The 23167-nt window shown below is 72.7% G+C and carries 20 protein-coding genes; 11 read left to right on the top strand and 9 right to left on the bottom strand.

Annotated features, from left to right (window positions below):
* Window positions 1-25 precede the first annotated feature (25 nt).
* Together ABZ386_RS37130 and ABZ386_RS37125 are read left to right on the top strand one after the other, a co-directional pair.
* Complete coding sequence (locus tag ABZ386_RS37130; RefSeq protein WP_356505046.1) at window positions 26-1360, top strand: hemolysin family protein; 1335 nt, start codon at window positions 26-28, stop codon at window positions 1358-1360.
* Window positions 1357-2433: a hemolysin family protein gene (locus ABZ386_RS37125; RefSeq protein WP_351346986.1), complete on the top strand. Its 1077-nt coding sequence runs from the start codon at window positions 1357-1359 to the stop codon at window positions 2431-2433. The genes ABZ386_RS37130 and ABZ386_RS37125 overlap by 4 nt, the downstream gene beginning before the upstream one ends.
* A 128-nt stretch (window positions 2434-2561) precedes the next feature.
* Here ABZ386_RS37125 and ABZ386_RS37120 read toward each other — a convergent pair whose 3' ends face one another.
* Together ABZ386_RS37120 and ABZ386_RS37115 are read right to left on the bottom strand one after the other, a co-directional pair.
* Window positions 2562-4424, bottom strand: coding sequence for an AAA family ATPase (locus tag ABZ386_RS37120; protein ID WP_351346984.1), 1863 nt, complete (start codon window positions 4422-4424; stop codon window positions 2562-2564).
* Window positions 4425-4787: 363 nt separating this feature from the next.
* Window positions 4788-5444, bottom strand: a complete 657-nt coding sequence (locus ABZ386_RS37115) for a hypothetical protein (RefSeq protein ID WP_356618088.1) — start codon at window positions 5442-5444, stop codon at window positions 4788-4790.
* Between the two features lie 193 nt (window positions 5445-5637).
* On the opposite strand from ABZ386_RS37115, the gene ABZ386_RS37110 reads away from it, so the two are divergent.
* The 3 genes from ABZ386_RS37110 (at window position 5638) to ABZ386_RS37100 (ending at window position 7985) form a co-directional block, all read left to right on the top strand.
* Complete coding sequence (locus ABZ386_RS37110) at window positions 5638-7020, top strand: peptidase C39 family protein (protein WP_358968008.1); 1383 nt, start codon at window positions 5638-5640, stop codon at window positions 7018-7020.
* Between the two features lie 92 nt (window positions 7021-7112).
* Window positions 7113-7253: an SCO1431 family membrane protein gene (locus tag ABZ386_RS37105; protein WP_351346978.1), complete on the top strand. Its 141-nt coding sequence runs from the start codon at window positions 7113-7115 to the stop codon at window positions 7251-7253.
* A 75-nt stretch (window positions 7254-7328) separates the two neighbouring features.
* Window positions 7329-7985, top strand: a complete 657-nt coding sequence (locus ABZ386_RS37100) for a TetR/AcrR family transcriptional regulator (protein WP_351346976.1) — start codon at window positions 7329-7331, stop codon at window positions 7983-7985.
* 52 nt (window positions 7986-8037) lie between these two features.
* Here the strand turns inward: ABZ386_RS37100 and ABZ386_RS37095 are convergent, their stop codons facing one another.
* Window positions 8038-9318, bottom strand: coding sequence for a glycoside hydrolase family 18 protein (locus ABZ386_RS37095; protein ID WP_358968005.1), 1281 nt, complete (start codon window positions 9316-9318; stop codon window positions 8038-8040).
* 331 nt (window positions 9319-9649) lie between these two features.
* Here ABZ386_RS37095 and ABZ386_RS37090 point away from each other — a divergent pair, with 331 nt between their 5' ends.
* A complete protein-coding gene (locus ABZ386_RS37090; RefSeq protein WP_358968004.1) occupies window positions 9650-10822 on the top strand; it encodes an acyl-CoA dehydrogenase in 1173 nt (390 codons plus the stop codon).
* Window positions 10823-11256: 434 nt separating this feature from the next.
* Here the strand turns inward: ABZ386_RS37090 and ABZ386_RS37085 are convergent, their stop codons facing one another.
* Window positions 11257-11691 carry a hypothetical protein gene (locus ABZ386_RS37085; protein ID WP_351346970.1) on the bottom strand — a complete coding sequence of 145 codons (435 nt, stop codon included), beginning with the start codon at window positions 11689-11691 and terminating at the stop codon, window positions 11257-11259.
* 269 nt (window positions 11692-11960) lie between these two features.
* Between ABZ386_RS37085 and ABZ386_RS37080 the strand changes: the two genes are divergently transcribed.
* The 4 genes from ABZ386_RS37080 to fxsA all read left to right on the top strand — a co-directional run bounded on the left by ABZ386_RS37080 (window position 11961) and on the right by fxsA (window position 16148).
* The gene (locus tag ABZ386_RS37080) at window positions 11961-12401 is read left to right on the top strand and encodes an Lrp/AsnC family transcriptional regulator (RefSeq protein WP_006136660.1); all 441 of its coding nucleotides are present in this window, start codon (window positions 11961-11963) and stop codon (window positions 12399-12401) included.
* A gap of 96 nt (window positions 12402-12497) precedes the next feature.
* Window positions 12498-14099: an amidohydrolase gene (locus ABZ386_RS37075; RefSeq protein WP_356674228.1), complete on the top strand. Its 1602-nt coding sequence runs from the start codon at window positions 12498-12500 to the stop codon at window positions 14097-14099.
* A 534-nt stretch (window positions 14100-14633) separates the two neighbouring features.
* A complete protein-coding gene (locus tag ABZ386_RS37070; protein ID WP_351346966.1) occupies window positions 14634-15491 on the top strand; it encodes a polyprenol monophosphomannose synthase in 858 nt (285 codons plus the stop codon).
* An 81-nt stretch (window positions 15492-15572) separates the two neighbouring features.
* Window positions 15573-16148, top strand: a complete 576-nt coding sequence (gene fxsA, locus ABZ386_RS37065) for an FxsA family membrane protein (protein WP_356505054.1) — start codon at window positions 15573-15575, stop codon at window positions 16146-16148.
* 112 nt (window positions 16149-16260) lie between these two features.
* Here the strand turns inward: fxsA and ABZ386_RS37060 are convergent, their stop codons facing one another.
* The 4 genes from ABZ386_RS37060 to ABZ386_RS37045 all read right to left on the bottom strand — a co-directional run bounded on the left by ABZ386_RS37060 (window position 16261) and on the right by ABZ386_RS37045 (window position 19751).
* Entirely contained in the window at window positions 16261-16635 is a 375-nt protein-coding gene (locus ABZ386_RS37060) for an RNA polymerase-binding protein RbpA (RefSeq protein ID WP_003977404.1), read from the bottom strand.
* A 266-nt stretch (window positions 16636-16901) separates the two neighbouring features.
* Window positions 16902-18248 (bottom strand): MFS transporter, encoded by a 1347-nt coding sequence (locus ABZ386_RS37055; protein ID WP_356618067.1) that lies wholly within the window; start codon window positions 18246-18248, stop codon window positions 16902-16904.
* A gap of 49 nt (window positions 18249-18297) precedes the next feature.
* Complete coding sequence (locus ABZ386_RS37050) at window positions 18298-19065, bottom strand: glycerophosphodiester phosphodiesterase (RefSeq protein ID WP_356618068.1); 768 nt, start codon at window positions 19063-19065, stop codon at window positions 18298-18300.
* On the bottom strand, window positions 19062-19751 hold the full coding sequence (locus tag ABZ386_RS37045; RefSeq protein ID WP_356505058.1) for a hypothetical protein: 690 nt from the start codon (window positions 19749-19751) through the stop codon (window positions 19062-19064). The genes ABZ386_RS37050 and ABZ386_RS37045 overlap by 4 nt, the downstream gene beginning before the upstream one ends.
* Before the next feature lie 64 nt (window positions 19752-19815).
* On the opposite strand from ABZ386_RS37045, the gene ABZ386_RS37040 reads away from it, so the two are divergent.
* Window positions 19816-21315, top strand: a complete 1500-nt coding sequence (locus tag ABZ386_RS37040) for a PLP-dependent aminotransferase family protein (RefSeq protein WP_351346956.1) — start codon at window positions 19816-19818, stop codon at window positions 21313-21315.
* Between the two features lie 76 nt (window positions 21316-21391).
* Here ABZ386_RS37040 and ABZ386_RS37035 read toward each other — a convergent pair whose 3' ends face one another.
* Complete coding sequence (locus tag ABZ386_RS37035) at window positions 21392-23146, bottom strand: hypothetical protein (RefSeq protein ID WP_351346954.1); 1755 nt, start codon at window positions 23144-23146, stop codon at window positions 21392-21394.
* Window positions 23147-23167 lie beyond the last annotated feature (21 nt).

Below are 23167 nucleotides of genomic sequence, written 5' to 3'. Positions count from 1 at the left end.
GCGACCGTGCGGAGGCGGCGGCATCATGACCATCCCCCTGCTGCTCCTGGCAGCCGCGTTCCTGCTGATTCTCGCCAACGGATTCTTCGTGGCGGCCGAGTTCGGCCTCGTGACGGTCGAGCGGGCGGAAGCCGAGAAGGCCGCCGCCGACGGCGACCGGCGCGCCCACCGCGTCGTCGAATCACTCAGGGAACTGTCCTTCCAGCTCTCCGGCACCCAGCTCGGCATCACCATCACCTCCCTCGTCGTCGGCATGCTCGCCGAACCGGCGCTCGCCGAACTGCTGCACGGCCCGTTCACCTCGATCGGCGTCCCCGAGGGAGCCGTCTCCGGCGTCACGGTCGTCGTCGGCATGCTGGTGGCGTCCGCCGTGCAGATGGTGATCGGCGAGCTGCTGCCCAAGAACTGGGCCGTGTCCAGGCCGCTGCAGGTCGCGCGCTTCGTCGCGGGCCCGCAGCATGTCTTCGCCCGGCTGTTCCGCCCGGTGATCGCGGGCCTGAACGCCGTCGCGAACCGGCTCGTGCGGGCCCTGGGCTTCGAACCCGCCGAGGAACTGGCCTCCGCCCGCACCCCCGGCGAACTCGTCTCGCTGGCCCGCCACTCGGCCCGGGCCGGCGCCCTGGAACAGGACACGGCCGACCTCTTCGTCCGCACCCTGTCCCTCGGTGAGCTGACCGCGCAGCACGTGATGACGCCGCGCGTGAAGGTCAGCGCCCTGCAGTCCTCCGCCACCGCCGAGGACGTCGTCAACCTGACCCGCGCCACCGGCCTGTCCCGCTTCCCCGTCTACCGGGAGCGGATCGACGAGGTCGTCGGCATGGTCCACCTCAAGGACGCCCTGGCCGTGCCCGTCCAGGACCGGCTGCGCACCCCGGTGGGCCGCATCGCCCGCCCGGCGCTGCTCGTCCCCGAGACCCTGCCCGTCAAGCCCCTGCTGACCCGGCTGCGCAGCGAGCAGCCCATCGCGGTCGTCGTCGACGAGTACGGCGGCACGGCCGGAGTCGTCACGCTGGAGGACATCGTCGAGGAACTCGTCGGCGAGGTCCGCGACGAGCACGACGGGCACGACCTGCCCGAGCTGGCCGCCGCGCCGCCGGAGGACGGCAGGCCCGCCTGGGACGCCGACGGCAGCTGCCGGGTCGACATCCTGCAGCGCATAGGCCTCGACGTGCCCGAGGGACCGTACGAGACGGTCGCCGGGCTGATCGCCGACCTGCTGGGCCGCATCCCGGCCGTCGGGGACAAGGCGGAGCTGCCCGGCTGGCGGCTGTCCGTGCGCCAGGTCGGCCACTACCGCGCGGAGCGGGTCCGGCTCGTGCGCACGGCCCCCGTGATCACCCTGGCGGAGGCCGCCCGATGAGCGTGCTCCAACTCCTCTTCGCCGCGCTGCTCGTGCTCGCCAACGGCTTCTTCGTCGGTGCCGAGTTCGCGCTGGTCTCCGTACGCCGCAGCCAGATCGAACCCCTCGGCACCGCCCGCGCCCGGCAGGTCCTCTACGGCCTGGAGCGGCTGCCGCAGATGATGGCGGCGGCCCAGTTCGGCATCACCGTCTGCTCCCTCACCCTCGGCGCCGTCGCCGAGCCGACGGTGGCGCATCTGCTGGAGCCGGTCTTCGAGTGGATCCACCTGCCGCACGCGATGATCCACCCGCTCGGGTACGTCATCGCCCTGGCCACGGTCGTCTTCTTCCACCTCGTCATCGGCGAGATGGTCCCGAAGAACCTGGCCATGGCGGCCCCCGAGAAGGCCGCGCTGTGGCTCAGCCCCGGCCTGGTCTGGTTCGCCCGCTTCTGCAAGCCCATCACCGCCGCCCTCGGCGCCGTCTCCCAGGGCATCCTGCGGCTCTTCCACGTCGAGCCCAAGGACGAGGTCGAGGCCGTCTTCACCAGCGAGCAGCTCAACCGGCTGGTGGAGGACGCGGGCCAGGCGGGCCTGCTCGACCCGGAGGAGGCCGAGCGCCTGGAGGACGCCCTGGAACTGGGCTCCCGCCCGGTGACGGACGTCCTGCTGAAACGCGAGTCGCTGGTGACGGTCAGCCCCTCGGTCACCCCCGGGCGGATCGTCGAGCTCACGGCCCGCACGGGATACTCCCGCTTCCCGGTCGCCGCGGACAACGGTGCCTTCATGGGCTACCTGCACGTCAAGGACGTCCTGGACCTGGAGGACTCGGACCGGGCCGTGCCGCAGCAGCTGTGGCGGCCCATGACGACCCTGCGGTCCGAGCTGCCACTGGACGACGCCCTGACGGTGATGCGCCGGGCGGCGACCCACCTGGCGCAGGTCGCCGACGGGTCCGGAAAGGTGCTCGGACTCGTGGCGCTGGAGGACGTGCTGGAGCTGCTGGTGGGGGAGGTACGGGATCCGGCTCACCGGCAGGTGCGCGAGGTCCGGCTGACCGAGCCGAGGTCGGGCGAGGAGGTACTGGCGACGTAGCCCGGGCCGGGTGGGTGCGCAGCCCGGCGCCGCGGGGTGCCGCCCTCTGTGGGACGGGTGCCGCCCTGGGGGCACCTCCCAGGCCCTTGAGGCACTGGGGGAGGCACGACTGCCCGCAGGCTAGGTCGTCACAGTCCGGGCGGATCCTGCGGCCCCCGCCCGGACAGCACCTCCCCGTACGCCTGCATCAGGTCCGGCAGCCGCAGCGTCGCCAGATCCTCCCTGCCCAGCACCCCGGGATACACCGACAACCGCAGATCCCGGTACGCGCAGCTCTTCTCGTACAGCGTCCGCAGGAACCGCCCGTTGCCCAGCTCGTCGATCCACCCCTGGTCCACCACGTGCGCCGCGATGGACCGCAGCTCGTCGAGGGCCTCCTCGTCCCACAGGTCCCCGTTCTCCGCCGCGAGGACCTTGCCGATCTCGGTGAGTTCGAGGGGACGGTAGGACGGGAAGTCGACCCGGGTCGTGAAACGGGACGACAGCCCGGGGTTCGCGGCGAGCAGGCGGTCCATGCCCTCCGGGTAGCCGGCCAGGATCACCACGAGATGGTCGCGGTTGTCCTCGGCCCGCTTCAGCAGCACCTGGAGCGCCTCGTCGCCGTACGCGTCCCCCTTGCCGTAGCCCGAGTTGGACAGCGAGTACGCCTCGTCGACGAAGAGCACGCCGCCGAGCGCCGAGTCGATCAGTTCGTTGGCCTTCACGGCCGTCTGCCCCAGGTACTCGCCCACCAGGTCGGCCCGCTGGGCCTCCACCAGATGGTCGCCGCCGAGCAGGCCGAGCGCGTAGAAGACGCGGCCGAGGATACGGGCGACGGTGGTCTTGCCGGTCCCGGAGGGGCCGGAGAAGACGAAGTGGCGTTTCGGCGGCTGCACCGGAAGGCCCTGCCCGGCCCGCAGCCGGGCCATGTTCAACTGCGCGGACAACGCCTTGACCTGGCGCTTCACCGGCTCGAGGCCCACCATGCGTTCGAGTTCGGCCAGGGCCTCCTCGAGTAAGGCGGGGTCGGTGGGGCCGGCGGGCAGGGACGGTGCCGGGCCGGTCTTCTCGCGGACCAGCGGGTCGGCCACCGGCGGCAGGGGAGGGGAGAGAGGCGGCTCCGGGTCGGGCAGTCTCAGGTCGCGGCCCTCGGTGCCGAAGAGCGGGTCGAACCCGTCCGGCCCGTCCACGGCGTCCTGGCCGGCACCGGTGAGCGTGATCGCCGCGAGGTCGGCGGAGTCCTCGTAGCCGTCGCCCTCGGCGATCGCGGCGAGCCGCGCCGACGTGTCCATGAACGCCGGGTCGACTCGGTGCACGGCCCGGTAGAGGGGGAGCGCGGCGGCACTGCGGCCGGTGCCCTCATGCGCCCGGGCCAGCCAGTAGCGCAGCTCCTTGCGCTGCGGCTGCTCGCTGCGGCAGCGCATCAGGGCCGCCGACAGCAGCGGTTCGGCCTGCCCGTACATCTCCAGCCGGACCCGGGCCATGCCGCCGAACAGGCCCGCCTCGATGCCGAGCATCGGGTCGTCGAGCAGCGGGTCGGTGTGGCGGACCAGCTGCTCCCAGTCCTTGACCAGGTAGGCGCGGCAGGCGTGCAGGAAGCGGACCTGGTGGTCGGTGTCCACGGGAGGCAGCCCGGCGAGTGCCCGGTCCAGCTCGGGGACGTGGCGGCCGTCCAGCCAGTGGGAGGCGTGCGCGAGCAGCAGGTCGCGCGGGCTCTCCAGCACGGGCTGCACCCACCAGCCCAGCCAGTACCAGGAGTTGAGGGTGCGGCGGTAGCGGGTGCGCTGCTCCCCGAAGCGGTCGCGGTGGCGGAACATCTTCAGCAGCGCGGTCGTCGTGTCGACCCGCAGGGCGTGCAGTCCGAGCCAGCCGTCGGCCATCCCGGCGTCCAGCCGCACGGCGGTGCGGAACTCCTCCTCCGCCTGCGGATAGGCGCCCATGGTGTAGGCATCCACGCCTCGCAGCCAGGCGAGGTCGGCGGGGGCCTGCGGGCCCTGCGTGCCGAAGTCCATCACGTCCCCCACAAACCGTGCCCCCGTCGGTATGCCAACGAGCCGTCCCCCGGGCCCTGTTGTGGGCATCGTACCTGCGGGGGCGGCGCGCCCGTAGGGTGCCGCACGGGCCGTTCGGCGAGGTGGGAGCGGATGCGGCGCACCGGCGCACGGTGACCGAGGGTGAGCGTCCGACGCCGCGCGGAACCCGGAAAACCGGAGGAGGACAGAACGAAGCCCCCGATCACGGGGGAACAACCGGGGGCTTCGCGTCAGTGGGCGGCTCCAATGGGCCGCACATTGAGAACGTAAGACCTGTACGGCCCCCTGGTCAAGCCGAGTTGAAGCACTCCGGCAAGTTGTTCCGCAAGGCCCTTCACAAGTTCAGCACACCGCGGGCGGTCCGTCACCCTCAGTGAGGGGCTGGTCCGGTCCAACGGATCCCGCAGGCCCCGGAAGCACCTCGTACCCCTTCTCCCGCTGACGCACCAGGAGGTCGGCGAACGGCCGGGAGGGGTCGTCGGCGAAGTGCCGGCGTTCCGCCGGGACCCATCCGTTCCAGAACTCCCGCTGCTCCTCCCCGTCCCGCGACCGCCCCCGCGCCCAGGCATCCTCGCGGGGCAGCTCCATCCACAGCAGCAGCGCCAGGTGGGGGCGGAGCGCCCGGCGTCCCGCGCCGACGCCCTCCACCAGTACCACCGGCGCGGGCGGCAGGGGGCGCGGGGCGCCGAAGCGGCGGGCTCGCCAGTCGTAGGGGGCGTAGTGCGCGGTCCGGCCGTCGGAGAGCGGTCCGACGACCTGGTCCAGCAGGCGTCCGGTCCAGTCGAACAGCTCGTCGTGGCTGGCGATGTCGTCCAGGCGCAGCACCGGAGCGCCGCCCAGCGCCGCGGCCAACTGTGCGGTGAACGTGGTCTTCCCCGAGCCGGCGTGCCCGTCGACGCCGACGAGCCGGACCGGGCCGCAGGACGGGGAGAGGCGGCGGATCCGGGCGGCCAGGTCGCGCACGGCGGGCCCCGGTGCGGGGCGGAGGGACGGATTCATCTCGCGCAGCACTCTAACGACGGCCTCCTCGGCCCGTGCCACTGGTCGACGCCAATATTGGTGGGCGTGGCGCGTGTCGAGGTGCTGGCAGTACCCGGCGGGCTGTGCTCATATGTGGCGCACACGCGTGTGCGACCGACCGTGCCACGGACCTGCCCCGCCCCTGCCCGACTCCGACATCCGGGGGTCCCCCATGTGCAGAGCCGAACAGCCGTCCCGCAGAACCGTCCTGGCCGCCGCGGTCGCCGCCGCCGTCACGGCGAGCGCGGGTCCGGCGGCCGCCGACATCGAGGCGCCCATGACGACCGACACCACCGCAGACCCCGCCCGGGCGGTCCCGGCCCGTACCGTCGACAACCGGGCGTGGACCTCGTACGGCGACTGGTGCGGCGGCACGGCCAGGGGCACCCGGGCCGTCGCGGGCGCCCGCCCGGGCGTGGTGATCGCGACGCCCGCGGGCACCACCGACTACACGGACCCGCACACCGGCACCACCGCGCCCTGGGAGTACGGCACCTGGACGTCCCCCGTGCACCGGCTCGCCGTCCCCGCGACCGAGGCGATCGTCTCCTGGAACGCGCACACCCCGCCCGGCACCTGGCTCCAGGCCGAGATCAAGGGCACCTACACGAACGGCACCGGCACCCCCTGGTACGTGATGGGCCGCTGGGCGGCCGGCGACCAGGACATCCGGCGCACCTCGGTCGACGGCCAGAGCGACGACAGGAGCAGTGTCTGGACCGACACCCTGGCGATCGACGACCCGTCGACCGGCCCTCGCCTGACCTCGTACCGGCTCCGCCTGACCCTGTACCGCAGGCCGGGCACCCAGGCCACGCCCACCGTGTGGCGGCTCGGCGCGATGGGCTCCGACGTCCCCGACCGGTTCACCGTCCCGGCGTCCGAGCCCCGACTCGCCCGGGAACTGGCCGTCCCGCGCTACTCCCAGGAGATCCACAAGGGCCGCTACCCCGAGTACGACAACGGCGGTGAGGCCTGGTGCAGCCCGACGTCCTCCCAGATGGTCATCGAGTACTGGGGCGGCCGGCTCACCCCCGAGCAGCTGGCCTGGGTGGACCCGTCGTACTCCGACCCGCAGGTCTGCCACGCGGCCCGGTCCACCTACGACCACCAGTACGCGGGCTGCGGCAACTGGCCGTTCAACGCCGCCTACGCGGCCACCTTCGACGGCCTCCAGGGCGTGGTCACCCGGCTCGGCTCGCTCACCGACCTGGAGACGCTGATCGCGGCCGGCATCCCGGTCATCACGTCCCAGTCCTTCCTGAAGGAGGAGCTGACCGGCGCCGGGTACGGCACCGCCGGGCACCTCATGGCCGTCATCGGCTTCACCGCCGACGGCGATGTGATCGCCAACGACCCCTACTCGGCGAGCAACGAGGCCGTACGGCGGGTCTACCGGCGGCGCGAGTTCGAGAACATCTGGCTGCGGACCAAGCGGTACAACGCCTCCGGCAAGGTCGTCTCCGGCACGGGCGGCGTCTGCTACCTGTACTTCCCGGCGCGTCCGACCGCGGCCCAGAGCAAGGCCCTGGCAGCAGTGGGCGTACGCGTGTGACCAAGCTCTCGGCCGCACCATCCGCTCCGGGTGGCAAGGTGGACAGAACCTCGGGGGGAAGTCCGTCCGCACCACCGAACGAGCGAGAAGCCATGACCGCGCACTCCGCCACCGCCGGCCGCGTCCGTACCGGCGGCCCCCAGGAAGACGGCCCGAAGATCGTCGAGCACCTCATGGGCTGGGTTCTCGTGGTGGTCGTCGCGATGTTCGTGACACAGCTCGGACTGCTGTGACCTGACCCACGACCCGGCCATGGGGCCTGCCATACTGCGGATGTCCCGCCCCCGCCCGTGAGACCAGGGTCGAAATTGAATATCAGCCCCCAGCCTGCCGCGCGCCCCAGAGCCCGCGGCACCGAGCGCTCGACGGCGCGCCGTGCCGAACTCATCGCCATCGGGCGGAGGTTGTTCGCCGACACGTCCTACGACGCCCTCTCGATGGACGACATCGCCCGGCAGGCGCACGTCGCCAAGGGACTGATCTACTACTACTTCCAGTCCAAGCGCGGCTACTACCTGGCCATCATCCAGGACTCCGTCACCGAGCTGATCACCCTGGCGGCCGACAGCCTCGAACTGCCCCCGGTCGACCGGGTCCAGCGCACCATCGACAGCTACCTGCGCTACGCCGAGCACAACCAGGCCGCGTACCGCACGATCGTCAGCGGCGGCGTCGGCTTCGACACCGAGGTGCACGCCATCCGGGACGGCGTGCGCGAGGCCGTCGTCACGACCATCGCCGAGGGCGCGTACGGCCGCGCCGACGTCACCCCGCTGGCGCGGATGGGCCTGCTGTCCTGGGTGTGCAGCGTCGAGGGCGCCACCCTCGAATGGATCGACCGCCCCGAACTGCCCCGCGCGACCATGTGCGAACTGCTGGTGAAGACGCTCGGCGGCGCCCTGCGCGCGATCGAGGAGCTGGACCCCGCCTACCCGGCCCCGCAGCCCGCGCGCCGGGGCGCGTGAGAAAGGGGCGGAGGATCCGCCACGGACCCTCCGCCCCCGGTGCCGCTCCGGTCTACTTGATGGCCTTGATCAGCTCACCGTTCGCCGTGTCGCCGCTCAGCTCCCAGAAGAACGTGCCGCCCAGGCCCTGCTGGTTCTTGTAGGCGGTCTTGGTCGCGATGGTCGCCGGGGTGTCGTAACTCCACCAGTCGCCGCCGCATTTGGCGTACGCCGTGCCGGCCACCGTCCCCGTCGCCGGGCACCTGGCCTTGAGCACCTTGTAGTCCTCGATGCCCCGCTCGTACGTGCCCGCCGCCGGGCCGGTCGCGGTGCCGCCGGGTGCCGCCTGGGTGACGCCGGTCCAGCCGCGGCCGTAGAAGCCGATGCCGAGCAGCAGCTTCGAGGCGGGGATGCCGAGGCCCTTGAGCTTCGCGATCGTCGCCGAGCTGTGGTTGTCCGCCTTCGGTATGCCGGGGTACGAGGTCAGCGGCGAGTGCGGGGCCGTCGGGCCGGTGGCGTCCCAGGCGCCGAAGAAGTCGTAGGTCATCGGCAAATACCAGTCGACGTAGGGGGCGGCGCCGGCGTAGTCCGCCGCGTCGATCTTGCCGCCCGGGGTGGCGTCGGCGGTGATCGCCGCGGTGACCAGGTTCTTCGAGCCGAACGTGGCGCGCAGTGCCTGCATCAGGTTCCGGAAGGCCGCCTTGCCGCTGGTGTCGCAGGTGGCGCCGCAGGCGTTCGGGTACTCCCAGTCGATGTCGATGCCGTCGAAGACGTCGGCCCACCGGGAGTCCTCGACCAGGTCGTAGCAGGACTGGGCGAACGCGGCCGGGTTCTTCGCGGCCTCGCCGAAACCGGCCGACCAGGTCCAGCCGCCGAAGGACCACAGGACCTTGAGGTTCGGGTGCTTCTGCTTCAGCTTGCGCAGTTGGTTGAAGTTGCCGCGCAGCGGCTGGTCCCAGGTGTCGGCCTTGCCGTCGACGGACTCGGCGGCGGTGTAGGCGCGGTCGGTGGCGGCGTACGCGTCGCCCATGGCGCACTTGCCGCCGGTGACGTTGCCGAAGGCGTAGTTGATGTGCGTGAGCCTGGCCGCCGAGCCGGACGTCTCGATGTTCCTGACGTGGTACTTGCGGTCGTAGGTGCCCCATTCGGTGAAGTACCCGATGACCTTGGAGCCGGCGGCCTTGGGGCCGGGGGCCTTGGGGCCGGAGGCCGCCGTCGAGGCCGCGGCGGCCTCCTGAGCCGGGGTCGCCGCGGTGGCGGAGGTGCCCGCGCCGGCCAGGAGACCGGCGCCGAGGACGGCGCAACAGGCCGCGGACACGATGGTCCGGAAGCGGGAGCGGTGGGGGGTGGGCATCCGGTGTCTCCTCGTGGGGAGAGGGAACGCGCGCCGATTGGCATGAACGCGCTGAATCGGTGGAGCGAAACAGTAGGAGGACTAGACCAGTTCGGTCAATGGTGCGGACCAATTTCCCCGCTCCGGACGTCCGCGTGCGATTCTTGAGGTGAGCGGTCGTTAACTGGTGACGGGATGCCTCCGATCGGGCATACTCACAGCGCACAGCCGCTGGTCAGCAGCTTCCGCGACCCGGGACTGCAAGCATCGGCCAGGCACCAGAACGACCCGGCGGCGCCGCCCCCACCCGCGGGCTCGTCCGCCACTGCCCGACAGGGAGGAGAGCGTCGCCATGCCCGACCGCGCCCCGCAGCCGGTGGACCGACAACTGCCCACGGAGGAGGCCCGGGACCTGATCTCACTCGTCCGCGACATCGCGCAGCAGGAGATCGTCCCGAAGGCGGCCGAGGAGGAGGACGCCGGCCGCTTCCCGCGTGAACTCTTCACCCTGCTCTCCCGCTCCGGCCTGCTCGGCCTGCCGTACGACTCCGAGTACGGCGGCGGCGACCAGCCCTACGAGGTCTACCTCCAGGTCCTGGAGGAACTCGCCGCGGCCCGCCTCACCGTCGGCCTCGGCGTCAGCGTCCACTCCCTCGCCTCCTACGCCCTGGCCGCCTACGGCACCAAGGAACAGCAGGTCGAGCACCTGCCCGCGATGCTCGGCGGCGGCCTGCTCGGCGCCTACTGCCTCTCCGAGCCGCACTCCGGCTCGGACGCGGCCGCGCTGCGCACCAAGGCCGTGCGGGACGGCGACGACTGGGTGATCACCGGCACGAAGGCCTGGATCACGCACGGCGGGATCGCCGACTTCTACACGGTCATGGCGCGCACCGGCGAGGAGGGCCCGCGCGGGATCACCGCGTTCCTGGTGCCCGGCGACGCGCCGGGGGTGAGCGCCGCGCCCCCCGAGAAGAAGATGGGCATGAAGGGATCGCCCACCGCCCAGGTGCACTTCGACGGCGTCAGGGTCCCCGACGCGCGGCGCATCGGCGAGGAGGGGCAGGGCTTCGCGATCGCCCTCTCCTCCCTCGACTCCGGGCGGCTCGGCATCGCGGCGTGCGCGATCGGCGTGGCACAGGCGGCGCTCGACGAGGCGCTGGCGTACGCGGCGCAGCGGCGCCAGTTCGGCAAGCCGATCGCCGACTTCCAGGGGCTGCGCTTCATGCTGGCGGACATGGCGACCCAGATCGAGGCGGGCCGCGCGCTCTACCTCGCGGCGGCCCGGCTGCGGGACGCGGGCCGGCCGTTCGCCCGGCAGGCCGCCATGGCCAAGCTGCACTGCACCGACACGGCGATGCGGGTCACCACCGACGCCGTGCAGATCCTCGGCGGCTACGGCTACACCGCCGACTTCCCGGCCGAGCGCTACATGCGCGAGGCCAAGGTGCTGCAGATCGTCGAGGGCACCAACCAGATCCAGCGGATGGTCATCGCCCGCCACCTCGTGGGTCCAGAGGGACGCTGAACTGGTCGAGGCCCCGCCAGGGAGCCGCGAGCCGCATCCACTCCGGGTCGTGCCGGCCCGGCAGGGTGCGGCCGCCTTCCGCCCAGGTCCGCATCAGGTCGCGGTAGATCGGCGGGTCCTGATAGCGCGGCGGAGCGGGCCGAACCGATTCTGCGGGCGGCGGGACGTACAGGAGGCGCTGACGCCCGGTCGCTGAGGAGATGGGGGTCATACCAGGGCAACGCGGAAGAGGCCGGACAGGTCACCCCACGTGGAATCGGGCGTGCGTTTCAGGGGTGCCGGTTCCTCGAACGGGCCCGGGGCCGGCGGACTGCCGCGACTGCGAACCCACCGGACCCGCGCCCCCGGGCGCACTGAACCGCACCACGGCAGTCCACGAGCCGTGGTGCGGGGCAGCTACTGAGGTGGAGCGAGCGGGCAGGGAAGGCCCGCGCTCAGGCCGCGTTGCGGCGCATGACCGGGACCCTGATGGGGCGTGAGCCCGGGCCGCCGACGTGCGAGAAGGGCTGGGTCCGCCAGTCCAGTCCCTGAGGGAGCGTCAACAGCAGGGCGGTGTCCTGCTCCTGAGGGTCCACCGACTCGTCCGCGGGGCGGGCGTCCGCGGCCCTGCGGCCGGTGCCGGCGCAGACCGTGAGTCCGAACGGGTTCCACGGCGAGGCGCACAGCGCGTGCTCCGGCAGGACTTCCTCGTCCGCCAGCAGGGCGATGGGCTGTGCGCAGTCCGGGCAGATCACCCGGAACATCTCGAACGTGTCGTAGGCGTCGAGTTCGTCGTCGAAGGCGTCGGGTTCGACGCCCTCCGGCTCGGGCTCGACGACGAGCTGCTGCCGCTTGGGTGCGGTGCGACCAGGGCGCTTAAGACTCTGCATTGGGTTCTCCCCCTCGGGCTGGGCCGTATCAGGCACTGCGGCCTCGACCACAGCAAGCACTTCCCGTCCCCCCTCGGCGGTAATCACGAGAACATTACGGAGACTGTTCGAGCGCTGTGGCGTTCGTCACATGCCGCACGCAGGTGTCCTCTGCGGCGGATTTGTCCCCCGAACGGCTGACCGTCGTCTTCCGGCCACATCACGAACCGGGTATGACCTGGGCTCCTCAGGTATCCGAGGAGATCAGCCGCACTGTAGGTTCTTGCGCCATGGAGGAGCTGGACCGACAGATCGTGCAGCTGCTCGTCAAGGACGGGCGGATGAGCTACACCGACCTGGGCAAGGCCACGGGGCTGTCCACGTCGGCCGTGCACCAGCGGGTGCGACGGCTGGAACAGCGCGGTGTCATCCGCGGTTACGCCGCGGTCGTCGACCCCGAGGCGGTGGGGCTGCCCATGACGGCGTTCATCTCGGTGAAGCCGTTCGACCCCAGCGCGCCGGACGACATCGCGGACCGGCTGGCCGGTGTGCCCGAGATCGAGGCCTGCCACAGCGTCGCGGGGGACGAGAACTACATCCTCAAGGTGCGGGTGGCCACGCCGCACGAACTGGAAGAACTGCTGGCGCGGGTGCGGTCGTTGGCCGGGGTGTCCACACGGACGACGGTCGTGCTGTCCACGCCGTACGAGGCGCGGCCGCCGCGGATCTGAGCGCCGGTTTTCGGGTGCGGGCTGTGTGTGGCTGGTCGCGCAGTTCCCCGCGCCCCTGAAGAGGGCGCCGAAAGCGACCCTGTGAAACTGTGCTGCATGAGTGAGTCCAGTGCGCCGACGAAGACGGTTCTGCTTCGTCGTGGTGAGGTTCATAGTCCCGCCGATCCTTTCGCTACCGCGATGGTCGTGGAGCGGGGGCAGATCGCCTGGGTCGGGTCGGAGGGAGCCGCCGAGGCATTCGCCGACGGGGTCGACGAGGTGATCGACCTGGACGGAGCGCTGGTCACCCCGGCGTTCACGGACGCGCATGTGCACACCACTGCCACCGGTCTCGCCCTGACCGGGCTCGACCTGTCCGACGCCCCCTCCCTCGAAGCCGCCCTCGCCCGCGTGCGGGACTTCGCCGCCGCCCGCCCCGACGACCGCGTACTGCTCGGACACGGCTGGGACGCCGCCCGCTGGCCCGGCGGCCGGCCCCCGACGCGGGCCGAACTCGACGAGGCCACCGGGCACCGGCCCCTCTACCTCAGCCGCATCGACGTCCACTCGGCGGTCGTCACGACCGCCCTGCTCGACCTGGTCCCCGGCGCCACCCGGGAGGACGGGCCGCTCACCGCCGACGCCCACCACGCCGTGCGCGCCGCCGCGTTCGCCGCCGTCACGCCCCGGCAGCGCACCGAGGCACAACGCGCCGCCCTCGCGCACGCCGTCTCGCTCGGCATCGGCACGGTCCACGAGTGCGCCGGCCCGGAGATCTCCTCCGAGGACGACTTCACGGGACTGCTGCGGCTCGCCGCCGAGGAGCCCGGCCCGCGCGTCGTCGGCTACTGGGCCGAGCAGGACGTCGCCAAGGCACGGGAGCTGGGCGCGGTCGGCGCCGCGGGCGACCTGTTCGTCGACGGCGCCCTCGGCTCGCACACGGCCTGCCTGCACGAGCCGTACGCCGACGCCGGGCACACCGGCAGGGCCTACCTGGACGCCGCCGCCGTCGCCGCCCACGTGACCGCCTGCACCGAGGCGGGGCTCCAGGCCGGCTTCCACGCCATCGGCGACGCGGCCGTGGACGCCGTGGTCGACGGCGTGCGGGCGGCGGCCGAGAAGCTGGGCCTCGCCCGGATCCGGGCCGCCCGGCACCGGGTCGAGCACGCCGAGATGCTCACCCCCGAGTCGGTCGCCGCCTTCGCCGAACTCGGCCTCACCGCCTCCGTCCAGCCCGCCTTCGACGCCCTGTGGGGCGGCGACGACGGCATGTACGCACAGCGCCTGGGGGCGGAGCGGGCCCGGAGCCTGAACCCCTTCGCCGCCCTGCTGCGCGCCGGTGTCCCGCTCGCCTTCGGCTCCGACAGCCCGGTCACCCCGCTCGACCCCTGGGGCACGGTCCGGGCCGCCGCCTTCCACCGCACGCCGGAGCACCGCGTCTCCGTGCGCGCCGCGTTCACGGCGCACACGCGCGGCGGCTGGCGGGCCGTGGGGCGGGACGACGCAGGCGTCCTGGTCCCGGGCGCCCCCGCCGACTACGCCGTGTGGCGCACCGGCGAACTCGTCGTCCAGGCCCCCGACGACCGCGTCGCCCGCTGGTCCACCGACCCCCGCTCCGGCACCCCGGGACTGCCCGACCTGACCCTCGGCCGCGACCTGCCCGTCTGCCTGCGCACCGTGGTCGGCGGGCACACGGTCTTCGTAGGGCCGGGCGAGTGATCTACGGGGGTGGCGCGCACGCGATCGTGCGCCGCACCCCCGGCGCGCGACCTGCGTATCCTCGGCCCTGACCAGGCCTTTGCCGTGGAACGCGCAGGTCAAACGGCTGTTGACAGGCGGCCGCAGGGGGCCGGTAGGTTCGGCCGAGTCCACCACCGGACGCCCGACCGGGGACCGTCCGCGCACTCGCCGCAGCGCCGCCGGGTCAGGGACGGTGTGCCGCACCGGGGCACCGCCACTGGGAGCCAGGCTCAGGCCGGCGCGGCGCCGAGGGAACGTTCCGGCCGGTCGGGGAGGTGTGACCCGGGTGGGGCCCGGGCGCTCAGTAGACAACGGCTTTGGGTCGATCCGCAGCCAGCGGGTCCCAGGTCGGCCCGAAGGGCGCCGGGCCCCCATCCGCCGTACGCTCGCCCCCGGAGGCGCGCTCTTACCCGCGTCTTGTCGATTCGACACCACCAATCGAACGTCCTGTCACGTCATCGCAGGCCGGGCCCACTATGGTGGTCCTCTGCGTATGGACATGAAGGGGCAGCAGTGAACGACGGCGACGGAACCCTCGCGGCAGGAGCCCAGGGGAGGAAGTTCGGCCCGCTCGGCACGGCCTTGGTGATCATCCCGACCTACAACGAGGCGGAGAACATCAAGAGCATCGTCGGCCGGGTGCGCGCGGCTGTCCCCGAGGCGCACGTGCTCGTGGCCGACGACAACAGCCCGGACGGCACGGGCAAGCTGGCCGACGAGCTGGCCGTCGAGGACGACCACGTCCACGTGCTGCACCGCAAGGGCAAGGAGGGCCTGGGCGCCGCCTACCTCGCGGGCTTCCGCTGGGGCCTGGAGCGCGACTACGGCGTGCTGGTCGAGATGGACGCCGACGGCTCCCACCAGCCCGAGGAACTGCCCCGGCTGCTCACCGCCCTGAAGAGCGCCGACCTGGTGCTCGGCTCGCGGTGGGTGCCGGGGGGCCGGGTGGTGAACTGGCCGAAGTCCCGCGAGGTGATCTCCCGGGGCGGCAGCCTCTACTCCCGGCTGGCGCTCGACCTGCCGCTGCGCGACATCACCGGCGGCTACCGCGCGTTCCGCCGCGAGACCCTGGAGGGCCTCGGCCTCGACGAGGTCGCCTCCCAGGGCTACTGCTTCCAGGTGGACCTCGCCCGCCGCGCCGTGAAGGCCGGCTACCACGTGGTCGAGGTGCCCATCACCTTCGTCGAGCGGGAACTCGGCGACTCCAAGATGAGCCGCGACATCCTCGTCGAGGCGCTGTGGCGGGTCACGGCGTGGGGCGTCGGGGAACGCGTCGGCAAGGTCACGGGGCGCGTCGCCAAACCGCCCGTCACGGGGCACGGCGCCAAGCCGTCCGTGACCGGCCGCGACACCAAGCCGTCGAAGCCGTAACCGCTTCCGGCCCGGCCGCGCACAGGAACGCCTGATCGGGGCCTTATCCCGTGCTGAGCCGGGGCCAGGCACACTGGAGGCATGACGACTGGCGCTCAGACCCCCAGCCATCCCGCCCGGCCCCGGCGCTCCCGCCTGCGCACGTTCCTGCCGTTGGGGATCGCCGCGTGGCTCGTGCTGGAGATCTGGCTGCTCACGCTGGTCGCGGGGGCGTCGAACGGGCTGGTGGTGTTCCTCGTCCTGCTGGCGGGCCTCGTGCTCGGCTCGGTCGTCATCAAGCGGGCCGGCCGGCGTGCCTTCCGCAAGCTCTCCGAGGCGCTGCAACAGCAGCAGAGCGGTGTGATGCCCGCGGCGGCCCGGCCGAACAGCGAGGGCAACGGCCTGATGATGCTGGGCGGTCTGCTGCTGATGATCCCCGGCCTGGTGTCGGACGCGGTGGGCCTGCTCCTGCTGCTGCCCCCGGTCCAGAAGGCCGTGAGCCGCTCCGCCGAGCGCACCTTCGAGCGCAAGCTCCGCGAGGCCGACCCGGGCACCCTGGGCGGCGCCTTCCAGCAGGCCCGGATGCACCGCCCCGACGGCAAGGTCGTCCAGGGAGAGGTCATCAGGGACGAGCCGGGGGACGCCCCGCAGGGGCCGCGTCCGCCGCTGACGCATTGAGCGGTTCGAGTGTTCTGAGCGGGTTCATACAGAAAACCGCGGGCGCCGTACATTTCGTACGGCGCCCGCGGTTCACTGACGCGCTGTTATTCCGGCCAGGCCCCGGAGGGACTTACGCCGACTTGCGGCTGTCCCGGGGATGAACAGCGATGTTCATCGCGCCGGAGCGCAGTACCGCCAGACGCTCCTCGAGGACCTCTTCGAGTTCCTCGCGGGTGCGTCGCTCCATCAGCATGTCCCAATGCGTACGCGCGGGCTTGGCCTTCTTCTCTTCCGGGCCGTCGCCGTCCACCAGGAGTGCCTGGGCCCCGCAGACCTTGCACTCCCACTCCGGCGGGATCTCCGCCTCGACCGAGAAGGGCATCTCGAAGCGGTGCCCCTTCTCGCATGCGTACTCCACGGCCTGGCGCGGGGCCAGGTCGATGCCGCGGTCCGTCTCGTAGCTGGTCACCACGAGGCGCGTGCCGCGAAGAGCTCGCTCACTCATGAATCGTGCCTCCCGGGCTTGTCGCCCACAGGACAGGTGTCGCTGTCGTCGTCATCCGGTCAACGTCCGGTCGGCGGTAAAGATTCCCGTTCCGGGTCCCGTTCCGGGTCATGCGTCGCCGTCGTAGCCGCCCTTGTTGTACCCACCAGCGCCCGGTTTGTCACATCTGCTAGCAGATGTAACCCAGCGTTTCGGCATCTTTGACGCGCAGTAACGGTACGCCTGGCAGGCCAAACGCGTACACTACAGCCCTTTCGCGTCGAGTGCTAAATCCTGTCAGGAACCGGATTCCCCGCATCCGCGATCGCACGCCGTACCGGAACCCGGGCGAGCAGGGCGAATCCCAGCACGAAGAACGCCACCAGCGAGATGATCGCGTCCCGGTAGCTCCCGGTGAGCTGGTAGGTGAGCCCGAACAGCAGCGGCCCGAGCCAGCTCATCCCGCGGTCGCTCATCTCGTACGCGGAGAAATATTCGGCCTCCTTGCCGGGCGGGACGAGATGGGAGAACAGGGAGCGGGACAGCGCCTGGCTGCCGCCCAGGACCAGGCCGATCCCGGCGGCCAGGACGAAGAACCACATGGGTGCCCCGGCCGGCAGGAAGAACCCGGCCGCGAGCGTCACCGTCCACGCCACCAGCGAGCCGAGGATCGTGCGCTTGGCCCCGTACGCCCGGGCCAGCCGGCCCATCGTCAGCGCGCCCGCCACCGCCAGCACCTGCACCAGCAGCACGGCGACGATGAGGGTGGACTGGCCGAGACCCAGTTCCTCGGAGCCGTAGACCGAGGCCTGGGAGATCACCGTCTGGATGCCGTCGTTGTAGACGAGGTAGGCGAGCAGGAAGGCCAGCGTCAGAGGGCGGCGGCGCATGTCGCGGACGGTCGCGGCGAGCTGCCGGAAACCCGGGAGGGCCGCCTCCCGGGCGGTGACCTTGCGGTCGCGCAGCCTGGTCAGCGGGATCAGGGCGAAGGCGCCCCACCACAGCCCGGCCGACGCCAGGCAGATGCGCACCGCCGTGCCCTCGGAGAGGCCGAAGCCGTCGTGCCCGGTGTAGAGGACCAGGTTGGCCACGAGGACCAGCGAGCCCGCCGCGTACCCGAAGGCCCAGCCGCGGGAGGACACCGCGTCCCGTTGCTCGGGCGGGGCGATCTGCGGCAGATAGGAGTTGTAGAGCATCATCGCCACGGACTGCGCCGCGTTCGCGACGATCAGGAGGGCGCCGCCGAGCAGGTAGCGGTCGCCGTCCAGGAAGAACATGGCCGTCGTGGCCGTGGCCCCCAGGTAGGCGGCGCCCGCGAGGAGCGGCTTCTTGCGGCCGGTGCGGTCGGCGGCGGCGCCCACCAGGGGCATCACCAGTACGGCCACGATCACCGACAGGGACACCGAGTACGCGAAGAAGGACCCGGCGCGCACCGGGATCCCCAGCGGGTGGACGAACCCGTCGGCGTCGGCCGACGACTCGGCGACCGAGGTCAGATAGGGGCCGAGGAACACCGTGAGCACGCTCGTCGAGTAGACCGAGCACGCCCAGTCGTAGAAGTACCAGCCGCGCTGCTCGCGTCTGCGCTCCGCGGCGCCGTCGGCCGGCGGTGTCCGCACGGTGTCGGTGCCCACCCGTGCCCTCGCTTCCCCGTGAACGCGCAGGGGCGACCGGCCCGGGCTCTCAGATCCAGACGCCGCGGTCCTCCATGACCTTGCGCAACGTGTCGATGTGATCGGTCATGATGCCATCCACACCGAGGTCGAGAAGCCGGTGCATGCTCTCGGGGTCGTTGACCGTCCACACGTGCACCTGGAGTCCGCGCGCGTGGGCGGCGCGGACGAAGCGGAGGTCCACGACCTGGATGCCGGACTGGATCTCCGGAACCTGGGCGGCTACCGCCGAACGGCGCACCGCCGCCGGCAGCCCCCAGGAGCGCAGCCGCAGGTTGAGCACGCCCCGGGTGCCGTACGACGTGGCCAGACGCGGACCGGCGAGGCGCTGGGCGCGCACCACGCGCGCCTCGGAGAACGAGCCGAGGCAGATCCGGTCCCAGGAGCCGGTCCGGCCGACCAGGTCGAGCAAGGGCAGCAGGGCGGCCTCCGCCTTGACGTCGACGTTCCAGCGCACGTCGGGGAACGTCTCCAGGAGTTCCTCGAAGAGGGGCACCGGTTCCTCGCCCGCCACGCGTGCCTGCCGTACCGCCTGCCACGGCAGGTCGGCGATCCGGCCCGCGCCGTCCGTCACCCGGTCCAGGGTCGCGTCGTGGAAGGCGACCAGCTTGCCGTCCCGGGTGGCGTGCACATCGGTCTCGATGTACCGGTAGCCCGCCTCGACGGCGCACCGGAACTGCCGCACCGTGTTCTCCAGGCCGTCCGCGGCCCCGCCCCGGTGGGCGAAGGGGATCGGGCCGGGATGGTCGAGGTAGGGGTGGCGTATCCGCGGGGTCACGGACGCAGTATCGCCCCTTCGGGTTGACCGGTGGCAACGACCGTGCTGCCGACGGGTGCCGCGGGGACGGCGAACACCCGCAGGAAGAGCTGGGCGAGCGGCCCGATGGACAGCGCGTACAGCAGGGTGCCGATCCCGACGGTGCCGCCCAGGGCGAAGCCGGTCGCCACGACCGTCAGCTCGATGCCCGTGCGCACCAGGCGGATGGAGACGCCCGTGAGCTGGTGCAGTCCGGTCATCAGGCCGTCGCGCGGGCCCGGGCCGAAGCGGGCCGCGATGTACAGGCCGGTCGCCGCGCCGTTCAGGACGATCCCCGCCGCCATCAGGGTCACGCGGAGCGCCCAGCCGTGCGCGTCGGGCACCAGGGCCAGCGTCGCGTCCATCGCCATGCCGATGACCAGCACGTTGGAGACCGTGCCGAGGCCCGGGCGCTGGCGGAGCGGGATCCACGCGAGCAGCACGGCGGCGCCCACGATCGTCAGGACGACGCCGATCGAGAGTCCCGTCCGCTCGGCGAGGCCCTGGTGCAGCACGTTCCACGGCTCCAGACCGAGCCCCGACCGGACGAGCAGCGCCGAACTCGCGCCGTACAGCGCGAGACCGACGTAGAGCTGGGTGAGTCGCCGGGCGAGACGCCCCCGCGTCGACATGATGTGCCCCCCTGTGGTGGTAGTGGACTGATGCATGACACCCTGTGGCTTGGACGGAGATGCCATCCAGGGCCAATCCGGGGAAGGTGGACTGATTTCGATGGCGCAGTGGACCTCGGCCGTGGGGGCGGCGCAGCTCGCCCGGCTCCTCAAGTCCCAGCAGGACCGCCCGGCGGGGCCCGGCGCCAGGCGCCCGCCCGCCTATCGCGCCCTCGCCGACGGCATCCGCCTGCTGGTGCTCGAAGGCCGGGTCCCGGTGGCCGCCCGGCTGCCCGCCGAGCGGGAACTCGCCCTCTCCCTCTCCGTCAGCCGTACGACGGTCGCCGCCGCCTACGAGGCGCTGCGCGGCGAGGGGTTCCTGGAGTCGCGGCGGGGCGCGGGCAGTTGGACGGCCGTACCCGCCGGGAACCCGGTGCCCGCGCGCGGACTGGAGCCGCTGCCGCCCGAGGCCCTGGGCTCCATGATCGACCTGGGCTGCGCGGCGCTCCCGGCCCCCGAGCCGTGGCTCACCCGGGCGGTCCAGGGCGCGCTTGAGGAACTGCCCCCGTACGCGCACACGCACGGCGACTATCCCGCCGGGCTGCCCGCGCTGCGGTCGATGATCGCCGAGCGCTACACCGAGCGCGGGATCCCGACCATGCCCGAGCAGATCATGGTGACGACCGGGGCGATGGGCGCGATCGACGCCATCTGCCATCTGTTCGGCGGGCGCGGGGAGCGCATCGCCGTCGAGTCGCCCTCGTACGCCAACATCCTCCAGCTGATGCGGGAGGCCGGGGCCCGGCTCGTGCCCGTCGCGATGGCCGAGGGGCTCACCGGGTGGGACATGGACCGCTGGCGGCAGGTCCTGCGGGACGCCGCGCCGCGGATCGCGTACGTCGTCGCCGACTTCCACAACCCGACCGGGGCGCTCGCCGACGAGGACCAGCGGCGGCGGCTGGTGGACGCGGCCCGGTCCGCCGGGACCGTGCTGATCGCCGACGAGACGATGAGTGAGCTGTGGCTCGACGCGGAGGTGCGGATGCCGCGGCCGGTGTGTGCCTTCGACCCGGCGGGTTCGACCGTGATCACGGTGGGGTCGGCGAGCAAGGCGTTCTGGGCCGGCATGCGCATCGGGTGGGTGCGGGCGGCGCCGGACGTGATCCGCAGCCTGGTCGCCGCGCGGGCCTACGCCGACCTCGGTACGCCGGTGCTGGAGCAGCTGGCCGTCAACTGGCTGTTCGGCACGGGGGGTTGGGAGCAGGCCGTGCAGGTGCGGCGGGAGCAGGCCCGGTCGAACCGGGACGAGCTGGTGGCCGCCGTGCGGCGGGAGCTGCCCGGGTGGGAGTTCGAGGTGCCGCAGGGCGGGCTGACGCTGTGGGTGCGGACCGGGGGGCTGTCCGGGTCGCGGATCGCGGAGGCGGGGGAGCGCGTGGGGGTGCGGGTGCCGTCCGGGCCGCGGTTCGGGGTGGACGGGGCGTTCGAGGGGTACGTGCGGTTGCCGTTCACCGTGGGCGGGGCGGTGGCCGAGGAGGCGGCCGTGCGGTTGGCCGCGGCGGCGGGGCTGGTGGAGTCGGGCGGCGTGGGGGGCAGCGAGGCGCCGCGTACGTTCGTGGCGTAGCGCGGGACGGTGGGGCCGGCCGGCGCCGGGGGCCGCTGAGTCGGGTGCGCGCCTGGCCGCGGCCCGGCGCGCCGCGCTAGCCCCGCTTCGCCTCTGTCGGTTTGGTCAGGACCGGGACGGGATTCGGCAGGGGGTCCTTGGTGAGGACCGGAACTGGATCCTGCGGGGGTTCTTTGGCGAGGACCGGTACCCGTTCGGGCTGCGGCTCCGGCGTCTCCGAGGCCACCGCCACCGGCACGGGTTCCGGCTCCTCTTCCGCCGGGACCGGTTCCGGCCCGCCCGGCGACCCGTCCGGCTCCGGGACCGTCTCCCCGTCCGCCGGTGTCGTCCGGGGCGGGAGGAGGGCCAGGACCGCCTCGCGGTGAGCGTCCGGTGTCGCGTCGTCGTACGGGTTCGGGGTGGCCGGGACCTGGAGGCGGTGGACGGGGCCCGTGCCCAGGCGGGCGTAGCCGCGGCCGGGTGGGACCTGGTCCACGGGGGTGGTGTGCGGGGGCGCGCCCAGGGCCGCCTCCAGTTGTCCCGCCGTCGCCGGGCCGAGGACCACGCGGGCCCGGGTGTGCTGTCGTACCGGCTCGCTCAGGGCGTCCAGGCAGTCCAGCTGGTCGGCCACGACCACCGTCACGTTCGCCGGGCGGCCGTGCCGGAGCGGGACCTGGAGCAGGGACTGCGGGTCCTTGCGGTCGTCCGCCGCGGCCAGATGCGTGAACGCGGTCGGGCGGTCCAGGAGGATCCACAGCGGCCGCTTGGTGTCGTCGGGCGGCGGCTGGCCCGCCTGGTGGGCGCGGTTGGCGGCGATGAGGCGGCGCTCCGTCTCGGTCGCGGCCCACTCCAGGCTGGCCAGGGCTCCGGTCAGGCCGCACTCGACGGCCAGGACGCCGTCCCGGCCGGTCAGGCACGCGTACTCGCCGGTGCCGCCGCCGTCGACGATCACGACGTCGCCGTGCTGGAGGGCCTGCAGGGCGATCGAGCGCAGCAGCGTGGAGGTGCCGCTGCCCGGCTGGCCGAGGGCGAGCAGGTGGGGCTCGGTGGAGCGCAGGCCGGTGCGCCAGACGACCGGGGGCACGTCACGTCGCTGCTCGCCGTAGCTGAGGGGGAGGGTGCGCCGGACCTCGGTCGGGTCGGTGAAACCGAGGACGGTCTCGCCGGGCGCGGTGACGAAACGCTGGGCGGCGATGTCGACGGGGAGCGGCATGAGCACGCTGACCGTCAACTGGTTGCCCTCCTCGTCCCACGCGAAGTGGTATTCGCGGCCCCGGCCCGACTTCGCGGCGAGGAGGTGCTCGATCCGGGCGCGGGCCTCGGCCTCGCCGTCGGTGAAGTACGCCGGGTAGCGGACCACCAGGTGCGAGATCCGGCCGCCGCCGTCGAACGCGTAGGTGGGGAACGCCTTGTCCCACGCCCCGCCGTGGGCATACAGCGGCTCGGGGTCCTCGGCGGCGGAGAAGTACGGCACCAGTGCCTCGTACAGCGACTTCAGGCGCTGGGCCTGCGTCTCGTCGGGCCCGTCGGGCGACGCCGGGGCGCGGTCCCGGCCCTGCCAGGCCGCCGCCGACATCAGGGTGATGACGGCGAGCAGCGGCCCGTACGGCACCAGCGCCACGACCAGGATCACGGAGGCCACCAGGAACAGCAGCGCCCCCCGTCGCTCCTTGGGGGTGTCGGCCCATCTGCGCCGGCCGGCCGCTGCCAGCCGGCGCAGACCGCGGGTGATCGTGATCAGCGGGTGGAGGACGTCCGTGGCGCTGTCGGCGGCCGTCCGGGCCAGCTCCCGGCTCCGGGCGAGCTGCGCGCTGCCGTTGCTCAGAATGCGGGGGAGGGGGCGCCGGGCCACTACTGCCTCCAGTCGATGCGT

The organism is Streptomyces sp. NPDC006140 (assembly GCF_040628815.1).
GTDB lineage: Bacteria > Actinomycetota > Actinomycetes > Streptomycetales > Streptomycetaceae > Streptomyces.
The sequence above is the reverse complement of the archived record's forward strand: the minus strand, read 5'-3'. Positions and strand labels throughout refer to the sequence as shown.